Below are 15,094 nucleotides of genomic sequence, written 5' to 3'. Positions count from 1 at the left end.
TTACGGTACAACGATCAGCGGGCCACTGGCCGCCCCCGTTGCTCGCCACTGCGGAACGTACATGGACTCGACCATCGGAACAGGCACCTGGTAGGTTCCCGGCGTAACGGCACGTGCCAGATAAACCAGCGTGACCGGCTGACCTTCGTTGACCGGCACGGCGGCCACAAAACGATCGTCGCGGAATTCCATGTGCTGGATATCAGACTGCTGCATCTGATTAAGCAGGTTTTGCACCTCACTGCCGCTGTCCGGCAGGCTGGCGCTGCTGCTCGCCAGATTCTGATTTTCCAGCTCCAGACCTGCCGGGAGCAGATCCACCACCAGGGCATCCGGCACGTTCTGGCTGGCCTTCACTTCCAGCCACACCAGAACCAGTTCTCCGCTCTTCAGCGAAGAGAGCGACTTGCTGCTGCCGTCTGTTGCCAGAATATGACGTTCTATCTGTAAGACGTGAGAAGATGGCTGGGGCGCATACTCCGGATAGCCAGTAGTGTCCAGTCGTACCCACAGCGGCGTCGTGCCGGTATTCGTCACCTGCAACGCGCCAAGCTGGTCGCTATTCAGGTTTTCTACCTGCGCTTTATCACTGCTCTGGGCCTGTTCAGAGAGGTTAGTCGTTGCCTGCCATACGCCGGAAAGCGTTTGCAGTGAACGCCCGGCCAGGAACAGTGCATTACTCTCCTGGGTTGACAGCCAGCGCTGGCTGAACGCGTCTTCAGATAAGGCGTTCAGCAGCCTGTTTTGCGCATCCGGCAGCAGCTTGTACTCTTCCAGAAGGGAGAGCATCAGCGCATTATCACGCAGCTGGCTGCCGTAATCCGCCATCCAGTTTCGGCTGTCGTTACGGGGAGTTTTGAGAGCCAGATCCAGCGCCTGCTGGCTGCGTGGAGCATCTCCCATCAGTTTGAGCGCCATGCCCAGCTGCATCAATGGCAGTCCGGAAGCGGCCTGAGCGTGACGATCCCAGATTTCACGCAGCGCACCGAGCGGCGCTTTTTGCTGACGTGCCAGCACCAGCGACGCGTATGCCTGGACAGCAAATTTGCTGGCCTGGGTGTCATCGCTGTAGCGGATGGACATCATGCCCGGATCCTGCAAGTAGCGCAGCAGTCGGCTGTTGGCGTTATTCACTGCCTCGGCTGGAACGCTGTAACCCTGCTCCCCAGCGCGCACCAGGAAGTCCGTGACGTACGCGGTCAGCCAGTACTCTTCCGGTCCGTTTTTATCCCATAAGGCAAAACCACCGTCGTCACGCTGCATTTGCAGCAGACGGGAGATCCCTGTATCAATGGCCGCACGGCGTTTTTCGTCGGTATCGCCTTTAATGCCCAGCGCCTTCAGCTGTGCCGCGTTGGTATAAAGCGACGGGAACAGGCCACTGGTGGTCTGCTCAAGACATCCGTACGGATAGGCCTGAAGTTCACGAATGTAGCGGGCCAGGTTCAGGGGGGGCTTACCGCTGAGCAACAGCTGTCCCTGTAGCGTGGCAGGCGAGAAACCGTCAATATGCTGTGCTGGCGCGCTCCAGGATTCACCAGGGTTCAGCATCGTGCCCGTATTTACCGTTTGTGCCGGGAATGCGGGACGCACGCCAATTTTCCAGCTCTTCTGCTGCGGGGCAAACGTCTCGCCCGGAAGCTGTAAGCCGGTTACCTGGGCGGCGATCTCTCCGTCACCGTATCCTGCCTGCGCTCGCACCGGAATAAACAGAGTGCTACGCGCGCCAGGTGGCAACTGAACCGGCTCTGGCTGTGCGCCTTCCAGCGACAGATTGCCGTTTGCGGTTAACGTAATGTTCAGCGTTTGCGGCTTGTCAGTCAGGTTCGTCAGATCCAGCGTCAGCCTTGAGGTATCCCCGCTCGCCAGGAACCGCGGCGTGTTAAGCTCGGTGATAATCGGCGCAGCCACTACGACTTTGCTTTCGCTGCTGCCGAAATCGTCTTCCGTCCAGGCCTGTGCCATCAGACGCAGTTCGCCGTTGAAATCACCAATCGGCAGCGTGATAGTGCCTTCGCCATTGGCATCAAGCGTAACCGGCTGCGCCTGCTGGGCAATAATGGTGACATGGTTCACCGGTGGCTTACCGCCGCGTTTCAGTTCATCGCCGTCCCCCCCAAAGCGCAGTGCGGCCATGCGGCCCTGGCCCTCAATAACCTGGCCGTAAACATCATAGATATCCGCGCCATAGCGCTTCTGGCCGAAGAAAGCTTCCCACGGATCCGGCGTAACGTAGTCGGTGATGTTCAGCACGCCGCTATCAACGGCCGAGACCAGCACATTGACTTTCTGCGGCACAGCTCCCTCTTTCACGCTGGCCTTCACCTTCACTGAAAGCGTCTGGTTCGGGCGCATTTTTTGCGGATTCTCAAGGGCAATGTTGAGACGACGATTTTCGTCGCCCATCGGCAGGTGCAGCAATCCAACCGCGCGCTTCGGCGTGGCGGATTTGGATTTATCGCCGGGACGAACCACCAGCGTGCTGAGATAGAGATCGTGACGCTTCCAGGCTTTATCCACCGGAATAGAGAGATCCAGACCGTTTGCCGGCACGTCGATCTCTTTCCACCACAGCGGTCCTTCGCTGGATTCGATCATCGCATAGCCCTTGCCTGCTGCCGGGGCCGCAATGTGCAGGTTAATGGTATCGCCCGGCTGATAAGCGGGTTTATCCAGCTTCAGCGTTACGCGGTCTGGACGTGCAGCGCCCGTGCCATCGCTGTTATCCTGCCAGCTGTAACCGGCCCAGAAGCGTACGCTGCTGACCATGTCATCAGGCGCTTTCACTTCCAGACGGTATGAGCCCCACTCCACCGGGAAGGTGACTTTTCCGGTTTCATCGGCCTTGAGGTTAAGCTCCTGCTCGCCCTCAACCAGATCTTTTTGATCGAACTGAGACTGCCAGCCCTCACTCTCGGACCAGTTCCAGAAGTAGTCACGGCGCTCACGGATAAGACGCACCTGCAAGCCGGATACCGCTTTTTTCGCCCCGCTGGCATCGGCATAGACAATGTCAAAGCTGGCGTTGCCGTTCTCATCGACGATCGGCTGGTTGACGGTGGTATCGGTACGGTAGTCATAAACGGCCTTGCTGGCGAACTGTGGGCGGATCCCCGGGAGTTCAGCCGCAGGCCAGATAGCCTGCTCAGCGCGTCGTGTCACCGGACGCCCGCCTGATTCCAGCAGGCTGGCCTGCAAAATCAGTTGCAGCGGCGAGTGCGTATCTTTCCACTGGCTTTCGGTGGTTACCTGCCCGCGACCCTTTTCGTCCAGCGTAAGCTGTACTTCATCCAGGCTGCGGCTCAGGTTTTCCTCGGCAATATCACCAAACTGGAAGCCAGGCAGTGCAGGAACGGCGTCGCGTAGCGGGCGCAGGAAAAGCTGTCCTTGCAGAGCATTGCCGTTAGCCGGTGCGCCATACAGGTAATAGCCCACCACGTTAAAGTCCACATTATCCTGCGGGGAAACCGGTGTTTTTTGCCCGGTCAGATTCAGCGCCATACGCTCAGGCATAAAGTCTTCGACGTGGAAATCCCACATGCGCTGCTGGTTATCGCCCGTATTTGCGCGAATATGCCACATGCCGGTCTGGGCGCCGCTATCAAGCGGATAGTTGAAGCGATAGAGACCGTTCTCGGGTTGCACAACGACCGTACGTGCTACCTGTCCGTCCGGACGCAGCACGTCAAGTTTTACCGGCTGATCGGGAAGCGGTTTTCCGTCGCTGTCGCGCAGCAGGCCGTTAAGGATCACCGTTTCACCCGGACGATAGAGATCGCGCGGGCCAAACATAAAGAACTGCTTGCTGTACCCGGGCTTGCCGGCGATATCAAATTCCGCCAGATCCAGCGCCGGAAGCTTGAGGTCAAGAAGCGTGGTCTGGCCGTCTTTGCTGGCCAGGATCAGCGCGGCTTCTTTATCGGTTTCCAGTTTCGCATGACCGTCGGCGTCGCTGTTCGCCTCGGCAAGGGTCTGCCCTTTATCGTTCAGCAGGGTAACGGTCACGCCTGACTGCGCCGCACCGTTTTCAAGACTCTGGGTGAAGATGTCCAGGCGGTTATGATAACGGTGAGCGGACAGCCCAATATCACTTAAGGTAAAGAGCGTCGCGGCGTTACTGTAGTTATAGTGACCGGCTTGATTCATCACGGCGATATAGACGCCAGACTGCTGGAGCGGCTTAATCTCTTTGAGCGGCAAAAGCAGTTTTTCACGCGTGTTGCGCGCCGGGTTGAGGTCGAAACGGCCGGTATAGACCAGTTCCGCCATCTTCAGCAGGTTGTCGGATTCCCAGTTGGTCAGCGAGTTACGGTACTCCCACTGGCTGACAAACGAGGCCAGCGACTCCGGCTTCACGCGGTAGAAGTTGACGTCCACGTTGCTGACGTTAAGCGCCATCACCGGCAACCCTTCCACCACTTTGCCCGGCAGCAGCGAACCGCGGCTGGCGAATCCGACCGTCGGCTCAATATCCCGTGTCGTAAGCGCCTTTTCATAGCTCTTATCGAAGGTTGCGTTATTCAGTGCCTGTAGGCCATGCTCAACGGTGACGACCAGATTACGATTCGGCTCCAGGTGGCGCAGGCGCAGCTCCTTAAGATTGGGCGCCAATTCCCATGCACCGTCCACCTTCCCGCTTTTCTTATCCACCACGTGCACCGTTTTGGCGAAATCCTGATCGGGTTTCAGAGGTACAGAGAAGGTCAGAACCAGCGTCGCGGCGCCGTCGAGTTGCACTTCAGAAGCATCCAGCAGCGTCAACGCCTTGCCCTGACTCTGCGCGGCCAGCTTAGCCAGCTTTTCAGGATCAGCTTTTTCCGGGGCTTTCTGTTGTGATGCCGTAGACGCTGCGGGCGCAGCGGCCTGAGGTTTATCGTCGCTGTTATCACAGCCGACAAGCGTAAAGGTGGTGAGCAGCGCGAGAGAGATCGCGGCTAAGCGAAACGGTTTCATCCTGTGTCCCTGGCCTGAGGGGGGCCTGTTGGTCGTCGTCCGGATAAGTATTATCCGCAAGTTTCGTTAATACAAAAAGTCCAATTTTATAATCTGGAAAACGCCTCGCAGAATTGCATCGCGCTCACCTGTGGGGATTGGAAGCGCGATCACACGGCGTAACGTAACATGTTACCTTTCACGTCATTTGTTTTTAAAACAACAAGATAGCTGGATAAACTCGCGCTGAGCCTGCTAGTTTTATGCCCATGACGCACCCCGAGTGCGCGGTTCAATAAGAGAGAAAGCCATGAAACGAGCCGTGAACGCCCTACAAAATTTCGGAAAATCACTTTATGGACCTGTACTTATCTTACCCATCGTCGGCCTGTTTATCGCCTTTGGCAATGTACTGGGTAACGGCAATCTGGCCGAGTACCTGCCGTTTCTCGGCCATCCGCTGATCCAGAATGTGGGCCAGCTGATCGCCAAATCTGCCGTGTCGGTGCTGGTCAACCTGGCGCTGGTGTTTGCCGTCGGGATCCCCATTGGACTGGCAACGCGAGACAAAGGCTACGCGGCGCTGATTGGGCTGGTGACCTTCATCGTATTCATTAACGCGATGAACGTGACGCTACAGCTTCAGGGTGAACTGGCTCCGGCTGAGCAGATGAAAGCCGCCGGACAAAGCATGGTGCTGGGCGTCCAGGTGCTGGAGATGGGCGTTTTCGCCGGGATCCTGACCGGGGCGCTCTCCGGTTATTTGTACAACAAATATTCCGGCGTACAGTTTAACGGCGCGATGGCGATTTACTCCGGCCACTGCTTTGTGGCGATTGTCATGCTGCCCGTCTCTATGCTGCTCGGCGTGGTCATGAGCGAACTCTGGCCATACGCGCAGCACGGGATTAGCGCCCTGGCGCTGGCTATTAAAGGCTCTGGTCCGTTCGGCGTGGCGATCTACGGTTTCCTTGAGCGCATTCTGGTACCGACGGGCCTGCATCATCTGGTCTATACGCCGTTCCTGTATACCGAACTGGGCGGCACGCAGGAGGTGTGCGGCACGGCTTACCAGGGGGCGCGCAATATCTACTTCGCCGAGATGGCCTGCCCGGACGTCAAACAGCTCAGCAGCACCGTGGTATGGGATGCGCGCGGCATCAGCAAGATGTTTGGCCTGCCCGCCGCCGCGCTGGCGATGTACATGACCGCGAAGCCAGAGCGTAAGGCGATTGCGAAGGCCATTCTGATCCCGGCGGCGCTGACCTCGCTGCTGGTCGGCGTAACCGAGCCGATTGAATTCTCCTTCCTGTTTGTCGCCCCGCTGCTGTTCGTGGTGCATGCGGTGCTGACCGGCATCGGCATGATGCTGTTCTCGCTGTTTGGCGTTCACGCCATCGGCGCCAACGGAATTATCGATTTCATCCTCTACAACCTGCCGCTCGGCACGGAGAAATCCAACTGGCCAATGTACATCGTGGTGGGGCTGATCATGTTTGCCCTCTACTTCGTGGTGTTCCGCTTCCTGATCCTGCGTTTCAACATGAAAACGCCGGGCCGTGAAGATGAGGATCGGGAGACGCGCCTCTACAGCAAGCAGGAGTACCAGGCGAAGGGGAATAACGACGGGCTGGGCGAATCCATCGTGGTGGGTCTGGGCGGCCGGGAAAATATTGAAGTCGTTGATAACTGCTACACCCGCTTACGCGTCACGGTGAAGGACGTCGACATCATCGACGAACCGCGCCTGAAAGCGACCGGGGCGAAAGGGGTTATCAAACAAGGTAACAACGTTCAGGTGGTCTACGGGCTGCATGTCAAAAAAATGCGAGAAGCCGTTGAGACGTTTCTCTGAAAGGAGCTAAAAATGTTTACACCCCCCTTTATTCTGTCGATTGCCGGCGGCGGCAGCACCTATACGCCGGGTATTGTGAAAAGCCTGATGGTACGCCTGGATGATTTCCCTCTGGCAGAGATCCGCCTGTACGACATCGACGAGGCGCGTCAGAAGACCATTGCGCCCGTGGTGGAGAAGGTCATTCGCGACCACAGCCAGAGCATCAAATTCACCGTCACCAGCGACCCGGAAGTGGCCTTCAGCGGCGCGCACTTTGTTTTTGCCCAGATGCGCGTCGGGCAGTACAAAATGCGCGAGCAGGATGAAAAAATTCCGCTGCGCCACGGCGTGGTCGGCCAGGAAACCTGCGGCCCAGGAGGTCTGGCGTATGGCCTGCGCACGATCCTGCCGATGGTCGAGCTTATCGATCGAGTGGAACGCTACGCACACGAGAAAGCGTGGATCGTGAACTACTCCAACCCGGCGGCGATTGTTGCGGAAGGCGTGCGTCGCCTGCGCCCCAACGCACGGGTGCTGAACATCTGCGATATGCCGGTCGCGGCGATGCGTAATATGGGGGCCATACTGGGCGTGGATCGTCGCAGGCTGGAGGTGGACTATTTTGGTCTCAACCACTTCGGCTGGTTTACCCGTGTGCTGGTGGACGGCGAGGACAAATTACCGGAGCTGCGTAAACATATCGCGAAGTTTGGCCTGCTGACGGAAGATGCTGCAAAAACCGACCCGCAGCACTCGGATCCGTCGTGGGTGAAAACCTGGCGCAACATCAAGCCGATTATGGATAACTTCCCGGAGTATCTGCCGAACCCGTATCTACAGTACTACCTGATGCCGAACCAGATTGTGGAGCATCAGAACCCCGACTATACCCGGGCCAATGAAGTGATGAACGGGCGTGAGAAAAAGCTGTTCGCCGCCGCCGAAGAGTACCAGCGCACCGGAATTTTACCGGATGCCTTCCACGTAGGTGTCCACGGTGAGTTTATCGTCGATGTCGCCTGCTCGCTGGCGTTCAACCTGCGCCAGCGTCATCTGGTGATGGTGGAAAACCGCGGGGCGATTACCAACCTGCCTTATGATGCGGTGGTGGAAGTGCCTGCCTATATTACCTCCGAAGGACCAGAGCCCGTCCGCGTGGGTCGGGTGCCGCTGTTCCACCAGACGCTTTTACAGCAGCAGCTGGCCTCTGAACAGCTGCTGGTTGAGGCGACCATCGAAGGCAGCTATGAGAAAGCACTTCAGGCGTTCACCCTGAACCGCACCGTGCCGACCATGGAACACGCGAAAGCGATCCTGGATGAGATGATCGAAGCCAACCGCGACTACTGGCCTGCACTGCAAAAGGCCTGGCAGGACGGCGAAGCGGTGAAAAAATAGGGGCTTGCTCGCGAGTTGAACGTGGTTAGCTTGTCGGTGTCAGAAAAAACACCGACAATCCTTTTTTACGGAAAAGAATGGAGGCAACCATGTCCACCTCATATTTTGTCGCTGCCGACTGGCTGATTGAGCACGGTGACGACCCGGAAGTTCAGATTATTGATGCGCGCATGGCCCCTCCGGGGCAAGAGCATCGTGACGTTCCCGGTGAATACCGCGCAGGGCATCTGCCAGGCGCGGTATTTTTTGATATCGAAGCGCTTTCCGATCACACCTCTCCCCTGCCGCACATGCTGCCGCGTCCGGAAGCGTTTTCCGTGGCGATGCGCGAGCTGGGCATCAGCAAAGACAAACATCTTGTTGTTTACGATGAAGGCAATCTGTTCTCCGCGCCGCGCGCGTGGTGGATGCTGAAAAACTTCGGCGTGGAAAAAGTGTCGATTCTGGCAGGTGGGCTTGCGGGCTGGAAACGCGATGAGCTGCCGCTCCAGCAGGGTGACGTCACGCTGCCGGAAGGCGATTTCGACGCGTCGTTTGACCCACACGTGGTGAAGCGTCTGACCGACGTGCTGGTCGTCAGCCACGAAAAGACGGCGCAAATCGTCGATGCGCGCCCAGCACCCCGCTTTAACGCTGAAGCGGATGAACCACGTCCCGGGCTGAGGCGAGGCCATATTCCGGGTGCGCTGAACGTGCCCTGGGGTGATCTGGTGTTTGAAGGCGAGCTTAAAACCACCGATGAACTGCGTGCCATTTTTGAACGTCAGGGCGTGGATCTGCATCGTCCGATTATTTCCAGCTGCGGCTCCGGCGTGACGGCCTGCGTGGTGATTCTGGCGCTGGCAACTCTTGGCGCGAATGACGTGACGCTGTATGACGGCGCCTGGAGCGAATGGGGCGCGCGGGACGATCTGCCGGTTGAACCGGCGAAATAATGGATAACCGCCTGGCAACGCTGTTAACGCGCGGGTCCTCGCTGACCCGCGCGGAGTATCGCGTCCTCGCCCACCTCACGGAGCATCCGCTGCTGGTGGGCAACATCACGGTGCGCGAGCTGGCGCTGGCGACATTTGTCTCCACCGCGACGATTATGCGCCTGTGTCAGAAGCTCGGATTCAGCGGCTTTAGCGAGTTTATCTGGCACTGCAAGCAGCTGCTTTCAGACACGCCGCACATCACCGTGCAGCCTGAGCAGCATGCGGAATTACCGGCGCTGTTCGCTCAGTTTATTGCCAACTATCAGCACACCTTTCAGTGGGTCACCCAGGCCAAACGCCAGCAGTTTGCCAGCCTGCTGCGCCAGAAAGAGAGCTTCTTTCTTTACGGCGCCGGGTTTTCGTATCTTTTTGCCGAGTACCTGACCAAGAAGTTGCAGGTGCTGGGCAAAACGGCGTTCATCTCCGGGCCGGGGGACAGCCGGAATATTTTTCTCAGTAACGCCGCGCGTTATCAGGTGTTTATTGCCGTCTCCCGCAGCGGCGAAACGGAGCAGGTACTGGATAAAGCGCGGATAGCCAAAAACGTCGGCATGACGGTCGTCGCCTTTACCCGAGCCTCCGCCAATACGCTGGCGGGCATGGCGGATCTGCATTTCGCGCTGTATGACGAGGCGGTGCACTTCGCTGCCGAAGCCGCGGGCGTGACGTCGTTTGAGTCGAATCTGGTGCTGCTGATGGATTTACTGCTGCTGGAGGCAACGGGGTGAGGCTCACCCCGCCGTAATTAAATAATGCGGTTGGTTTTAAGATCGCGCAGGAAGCCGCCCCAGCGACGCTCGTAAAACGGGGTGATGTGCTCGGTAATAAAGTGGCTGATCCCCTTCTCGCCCTTCTTCACCTGACAGATATCGATCGGCTCATCGCCCGGCAGCGTGTCGGTCGCTACGCTTCCCGCCGCCTGAATGATCTCCTCAATATCGCCGTCCGCTTCAATACCAATCAGCAGCACGGGCTGTTCATCAGCCCCCTCTTTGATGGAGCAGAGGAAAGCGCGTTTCACCGGCTTGATGGTACTAAACAGCGTGGTCAGGGAGTCAATCATCTGCGCGGGCGGCTCGGCCACTTCAGAGAGCAGCAGCGTTTCTCCCCCTTCCAGCACCTCCTGGGTGCTAAGCGGGTTGCCCTCCTCACCAATCAGGTGGCTGATTTCGCGCGGGGTGAACTCTTTCCCTGTTGGCAGTTTGGCGTTGAGGAAAAGCGTCTGCCCCAGCGTCATTTCGAACAGCGTGCGCACCGGCATCACCACGAACGCCTGTTCGTCTTCTACCGCTTCCTGCAAGGCTTCCAGTGAGGTAAAGAACGGGATCACCGAGGTGCCGTCATCTTTCTCCCAGTGCAGCAGATCCAGCGCGCTGTCTTCCACTACCTGCTCCCCTTCTGCCGCCGTTCCCGGCACCCAGACGGTAGATTCCAGCAGCGTGCGGAAAAAGGCCGGACGGTGAGCGGGCTCGGTCGCCGCCTGCTCCAGCAGGGTCTCTAATTCGTTTTTAGTATCTGACATAGTTTCGCTACTTCAAAAAAACGCCGGGTGGCGCTTCGCTTACCCGGCCTACAAAACCGTAGGCCCGTGCAAGCGCAGCGCCGCCGGGCAAAAAAGATCACTCAGCCGTCAGCAGGTTCGCCACGGTACGCACGCCCAGACCGGTCGCACCCGCAGACCACTGTTCAACCGCCGCTTTACGGTAGGTTGCAGAGCAGTCGATGTGCAGCCAGCCTTCATGATAGTTCTCAACGAAGTGCGACAGGAAGCCCGCTGCGGTGCTTGCACCCGCCGGATACGCCGCGCTCGCGGTGTTGTTCAGCTCGGCAAAGTTAGACGGCAACTGGCTGCGGTGGAACTCGGCCAGCGGCAGGCGCCAGAACGGCTCGTTTTCCGCCGCGGCGCTTGCCAGCAGGCGAGCGGCCAGCTTGTCGTCGAAGCTGAACAGCGCGTGGTAGTCGTTACCCAGGGCCGTTTTCGCCGCGCCGGTCAGGGTCGCCATGTCGATAATGAGCTCTGGCTTCTGGGCAGAGGCGTCGATCAGGCCATCGGCCAGCACCAGACGGCCTTCGGCATCGGTGTTCATCACTTCAACATTTTTACCGTTGCGGTAGCGAATGATGTCGCCCAGCTTGAAGGCGTTACCGCTCACCATGTTATCCGCGCAGCACAGGTACAGCTTGACGCGCTTGTTCAGACCACGTGTGATGGCGAACGCCAGCGCGCCGGTGATGGTTGCCGCGCCGCCCATGTCGGACTTCATGGAGTCCATGAATGCGCTCTGCTTCAGGCTGTAGCCGCCGGTGTCGAAGGTAATGCCTTTCCCGACCAGGCAGGCAAAGACCGGCGCTTCTTTATTGCCGGTTGGGTTGTAATCCAGCGCCAGCAGGACCGGAGGACGCTCAGAACCACGGCCCACGGTATGAATGCCCATGTAGTTCTGCTCGCGCAGATCTTCGCCCTTGGTGATGCGGTAGGACATGTTATCCCCCGCCACGCCGGACAGCAGGTCAACGGCGCGCTGCGCCAGCTGCTCAGGGCCAAGCTCTTCCGCCGGGGCGTTAATGGTGTCGCGCACCCAGTCGATAATTTTCAGGCGGCTTTCCAGCTCTTTCTGACCAGCTTCGTCGAGGTTCGCCCACTCAATTTTACGGGTGCCTTTCGGGCCTTTGTATCCCGCCCAGAACGCCCAGCTGCGGTCAGTATCCCAGCCTTCACCTTCCAGCGACACATGCTTAATGCCCAGGCCGTCAATTTTACGCGCGGCGCGCTGGATCAGACCTAAATCATCGTTGCCCGTCAGGTGCAGGGTGATACCGTCGTTGTTGATGCTGTACGTGGCTTTTTCGCCCCAGCGCGCGTCAGCAGGCTGTGTGGCGAGCGTAATCTTCATCGCTTCGGTCATTTTATTTATCCTTATTAGCAACTAGCAAACGGGCCGCCTGAAGGCAGCCCGTTTTGTTATTTATTCTGCTTCATCTAACCAGACTAACAGAATCGCCTCCAGAATTTTTTCATTGGATGCGTTAGGATCGTCGTCGAAATCCTCTAAATCGCAGATCCACTGGTGCATGTCGGTGAATCGTACGGTTTTCGGATCGAGATCCGGGTTCGCGTCGTAGAGCGCTTCGCCGATTTCACGGCTGTCTGTCCACTTCAGTCCCATATTAATGCTCGCGTGCGTGGTTGATGGTGTAGCGCGGGAACTCCACGACCAGATCTTCATCGGTCACCGCGGCCTGGCAGCTCAGGCGGCTGTCTGGCTCCAGACCCCATGCTTTATCCAGCATGTCGTCTTCGTCTTCGGTGCTCTCGGCGAGAGAGTCGAAACCTTCACGCACGATGCAGTGGCAGGTGGTGCAGGCACAGGATTTTTCACAGGCGTGTTCCACTTCGATACCTGCACGCAGGGCAACATCGAGAATGGTTTCACCGGTCTTCGCTTCCAGAACAGCACCATCCGGACAGAGGTCCGCATGAGGCAAAATAACAATCTTTGGCATATTAAACCTCGTCCACGGACTGGCCTTTCAGCGCGACGCGGACAGATTTGTCCATGCGGCGAGCGGCGAAGTCCTGGGTTTGTTTATCAACGTTTTTAATGGCTTCTTCTATTGCGTCAGCGTCATTGCCTTCGGCGACTGCGCGTAAGCGCGCGGCAGCCTCGTCAATCACCTGGCGCTCGGCGGCGCTTAACAGCGCGGCATCGGCAGCGAGCGCCCCGTTCAGGCTTTCCAGCACGCGTGCGGCTTCAACTTTCTGTTCAGCCAGCATACGCGCCTTCACGTCCTGCTCGGCGTAGCTCATTGAATCCTGGATCATGGAGGCGATTTCGCCATCGGTCAGGCCGTAGGACGGCTTCACCTGGATGGACGATTCCACGCCGGTGGATTTTTCCATCGCCGTCACGCTCAGCAGGCCGTCGGCGTCCACCTGGAAGGTCACGCGAATATGCGCCCCGCCCGCCGGCAGCGCCGGGATACCGCGCAGCGCAAAGCGCGCCAGAGAGCGGCAGTCCTGCACCAGTTCGCGCTCGCCCTGCATCACGTGGATGGACATCGCGGTCTGGCCGTCTTTGAAGGTGGTGAACTCCTGCGCGCGCGCCACCGGAATGGTGGTATTACGCGGGATCACTTTCTCCACCAGGCCGCCCATGGTTTCTAAACCGAGAGACAGCGGGATGACGTCCAGCAACAGCATTTCGCTGTCCGGCTTGTTGCCAACCAGAATATCGGCCTGGATAGCGGCGCCGACGGCAACCACTTTATCCGGGTCGATGGAGGTCAGCGGCGTGCGGCCAAAGAATTCGCCCACGCGCTCGCGCACCAGCGGCACGCGCGTTGAGCCGCCTACCATGACCACTTCCAGCACCTCGTCAGCCTCCACGCCCGCATCCTTCAATGCGCGACGGCAGGCCAGCAGGGTGCGTTTAACCAGAGGCGCAATCAGCTCGCTGAACCGATCGCGGGTGATTTCACCCTGCCAGCCTGCGACATTTACGCTGACCGACTGCGCATCGCTCAGCGCAATTTTGGCGTCGATGGCCGCATCCAGCAGTTCGCGCTGAACGCGCGCATCGCTGCGATCGCTGATGCCCGCCTGCTCGCGGATGTAGTCCGCCAGCAGATGGTCGAAATCATCGCCGCCGAGCGCGGAATCCCCGCCGGTCGCCAGCACTTCGAACACGCCGCGGCTCAGGCGCAGGATAGAAATATCAAAGGTGCCGCCGCCCAGATCGTAGACCGCAATCACCCCTTCCTGACCGGAGTCGAGGCCGTAGGCAATCGCCGCCGCCGTCGGTTCGTTCAGCAGGCGCAGCACGTGCAGGCCCGCCAGACGCGCGGCGTCTTTGGTGCCCTGACGCTGTGCGTCGTCAAAATAGGCCGGAACGGTGATCACTACGCCGTCCAGATCGCCGCCGAGCGTCGCCGTCGCGCGCGCCGCCAGCGCTTTGAGGATGTCAGCGGAAACACGAATTGGGTTCAGCAGGCCGGCCGCAGTGGCAATCATCGGCAGGCCGTTTTCACTGGCCTGAAGCTGATACGGCAGGTGCGGGTAGCGGGTCTGGATATCAGCCAGTGAGCGGCCCATCATGCGCTTTACGGAACTGATGGTGTTGGCCGGATCGCGCGCGGCGTTGGCGCGGGCGTCGTAGCCAACCGCGTGCCCCTGCGGCTGATAGTGGACCACGGAAGGCAGCAGATGGCGGCCCTGCTCGTCAGCCAGCGTTTCCGCCTGGCCGCTGCGCACGGTCGCCACGAGGGAATTGGTGGTGCCCAGGTCAATACCGACCGCCAGACGACGCTGGTGAGGTGCGGCGCTTAAGCCAGGCTCACTAATTTGTAATAAGGCCATAATTGCTTCCGAAATTAAAAATCGAGCAGCTTTTCTTCGAGTTGTTCAGCACTGCTTCGCAGTTTATCGAGAAAACGGAGTTTGCGCACAGTGTCTGCCGCGACGTCCCAGGTCTCGTTGTTCAGTTGCTCCACCATCTGCTGATGGCGGGTATCGAACATGCCCTTCACGCGCGTGATAAAACGTTCCAGACGCGCTTCATCTTTGGCCTGTTCAATCTCATCCAGCTCTTCGCGAAGCGTAAGCTGTTCCATCAGAAAGGCGGTGTCACGCACGGTATGCTGTTCGCTCGCCAGATCGAAGCCGTGGAGCGAAAGCAGATATTCGGCACGCGTCAGCGGATGACGCAGCGTTTGCCAGGCCTGATTGATGGTTGCGGAGTGCGATACCGCAGCCAGTTGCTCTGCCTGCGTCCCGCTGGCGAATTTATCCGGATGGTACTGACGCTGTAGATCCTGGAAACGGATCGTCAGTGCCTGAAGATCGATCGGGTATTGAGCGGGTAGTCCGAAGAGAGTGAAGTAATCCATAACAATCTCAGGGGTAGCCTGTTAGAACAAACCCCACGCGCAGCAAAGCCACGGTGGGGTTTCG

Annotated in this window: 11 protein-coding genes; 4 read left to right on the top strand and 7 right to left on the bottom strand. The window is 58.6% G+C overall.

Annotated elements, in window-relative coordinates:
* The gene (locus E0L16_RS05460) at positions 1 to 4,953 is read right to left on the bottom strand and encodes an alpha-2-macroglobulin family protein (RefSeq protein WP_131636479.1); all 4,953 of its coding nucleotides are present in this window, start codon (positions 4,951 to 4,953) and stop codon (positions 1 to 3) included.
* A 289-nt stretch (positions 4,954 to 5,242) separates the two neighbouring features.
* Between E0L16_RS05460 and E0L16_RS05455 the strand changes: the two genes are divergently transcribed.
* The 4 genes from E0L16_RS05455 (at position 5,243) to E0L16_RS05440 (ending at position 9,872) form a co-directional block, all read left to right on the top strand.
* Positions 5,243 to 6,787, top strand: a complete 1,545-nt coding sequence (locus E0L16_RS05455; RefSeq protein ID WP_107533519.1) for a PTS transporter subunit EIIC — start codon at positions 5,243 to 5,245, stop codon at positions 6,785 to 6,787.
* Between the two features lie 12 nt (positions 6,788 to 6,799).
* Complete coding sequence (locus tag E0L16_RS05450) at positions 6,800 to 8,167, top strand: 6-phospho-alpha-glucosidase (RefSeq protein WP_112791755.1); 1,368 nt, start codon at positions 6,800 to 6,802, stop codon at positions 8,165 to 8,167.
* An 89-nt stretch (positions 8,168 to 8,256) separates the two neighbouring features.
* Entirely contained in the window at positions 8,257 to 9,102 is an 846-nt protein-coding gene (gene sseA / locus E0L16_RS05445) for a 3-mercaptopyruvate sulfurtransferase (protein WP_131636478.1), read from the top strand.
* Positions 9,102 to 9,872 (top strand): MurR/RpiR family transcriptional regulator, encoded by a 771-nt coding sequence (locus E0L16_RS05440; RefSeq protein ID WP_063450521.1) that lies wholly within the window; start codon positions 9,102 to 9,104, stop codon positions 9,870 to 9,872. Before sseA ends, E0L16_RS05440 begins: the two co-directional genes overlap by 1 nt.
* Positions 9,873 to 9,889: 17 nt before the next feature.
* Here the strand turns inward: E0L16_RS05440 and sseB are convergent, their stop codons facing one another.
* The 6 genes from sseB to hscB all read right to left on the bottom strand — a co-directional run bounded on the left by sseB (position 9,890) and on the right by hscB (position 15,030).
* Positions 9,890 to 10,666, bottom strand: coding sequence for an enhanced serine sensitivity protein SseB (gene sseB / locus E0L16_RS05435; protein ID WP_131636477.1), 777 nt, complete (start codon positions 10,664 to 10,666; stop codon positions 9,890 to 9,892).
* Positions 10,667 to 10,763: 97 nt separating this feature from the next.
* A complete protein-coding gene (gene pepB, locus E0L16_RS05430) occupies positions 10,764 to 12,050 on the bottom strand; it encodes an aminopeptidase PepB (RefSeq protein WP_063867996.1) in 1,287 nt (428 codons plus the stop codon).
* A gap of 60 nt (positions 12,051 to 12,110) precedes the next feature.
* Positions 12,111 to 12,311, bottom strand: coding sequence for a Fe-S cluster assembly protein IscX (iscX, locus tag E0L16_RS05425; RefSeq protein ID WP_003860650.1), 201 nt, complete (start codon positions 12,309 to 12,311; stop codon positions 12,111 to 12,113).
* A gap of 1 nt (position 12,312) precedes the next feature.
* Positions 12,313 to 12,648 (bottom strand): ISC system 2Fe-2S type ferredoxin, encoded by a 336-nt coding sequence (gene fdx / locus E0L16_RS05420; protein WP_003860652.1) that lies wholly within the window; start codon positions 12,646 to 12,648, stop codon positions 12,313 to 12,315.
* Between the two features lies 1 nt (position 12,649).
* Entirely contained in the window at positions 12,650 to 14,500 is a 1,851-nt protein-coding gene (gene hscA, locus E0L16_RS05415; RefSeq protein WP_131636476.1) for a Fe-S protein assembly chaperone HscA, read from the bottom strand.
* Between the two features lie 14 nt (positions 14,501 to 14,514).
* Positions 14,515 to 15,030: a co-chaperone HscB gene (gene hscB, locus E0L16_RS05410; protein ID WP_063867992.1), complete on the bottom strand. Its 516-nt coding sequence runs from the start codon at positions 15,028 to 15,030 to the stop codon at positions 14,515 to 14,517.
* Between the last annotated feature and the right edge of the window lie 64 nt (positions 15,031 to 15,094).

Source organism: Enterobacter quasihormaechei, assembly GCF_004331385.1.
Taxonomy (GTDB): Bacteria; Pseudomonadota; Gammaproteobacteria; order Enterobacterales; family Enterobacteriaceae; genus Enterobacter; species Enterobacter quasihormaechei.
Note: the sequence above shows the minus strand (reverse complement) of the source record. Positions and strands in the feature narration are given on the sequence as shown.

Bases quoted from the DNA above. Each gene is read 5' to 3' on its own strand.
- hscA (WP_131636476.1), bottom strand. From the start codon at position 14,500: ATGGCCTTATTACAAATTAGTGAGCCTGGCTTAAGCGCCGCACCTCAC.
- sseB (WP_131636477.1), bottom strand. From the start codon at position 10,666: ATGTCAGATACTAAAAACGAATTAGAGACCCTGCTGGAGCAGGCGGCG.
- pepB (WP_063867996.1), bottom strand. From the start codon at position 12,050: ATGACCGAAGCGATGAAGATTACGCTCGCCACACAGCCTGCTGACGCG.
- E0L16_RS05455 (WP_107533519.1), top strand. From the start codon at position 5,243: ATGAAACGAGCCGTGAACGCCCTACAAAATTTCGGAAAATCACTTTAT.
- fdx (WP_003860652.1), bottom strand. From the start codon at position 12,648: ATGCCAAAGATTGTTATTTTGCCTCATGCGGACCTCTGTCCGGATGGT.
- sseA (WP_131636478.1), top strand. From the start codon at position 8,257: ATGTCCACCTCATATTTTGTCGCTGCCGACTGGCTGATTGAGCACGGT.
- E0L16_RS05450 (WP_112791755.1), top strand. From the start codon at position 6,800: ATGTTTACACCCCCCTTTATTCTGTCGATTGCCGGCGGCGGCAGCACC.
- hscB (WP_063867992.1), bottom strand. From the start codon at position 15,030: ATGGATTACTTCACTCTCTTCGGACTACCCGCTCAATACCCGATCGAT.
- iscX (WP_003860650.1), bottom strand. From the start codon at position 12,311: ATGGGACTGAAGTGGACAGACAGCCGTGAAATCGGCGAAGCGCTCTAC.
- E0L16_RS05440 (WP_063450521.1), top strand. From the start codon at position 9,102: ATGGATAACCGCCTGGCAACGCTGTTAACGCGCGGGTCCTCGCTGACC.
- E0L16_RS05460 (WP_131636479.1), bottom strand. From the start codon at position 4,953: ATGAAACCGTTTCGCTTAGCCGCGATCTCTCTCGCGCTGCTCACCACC.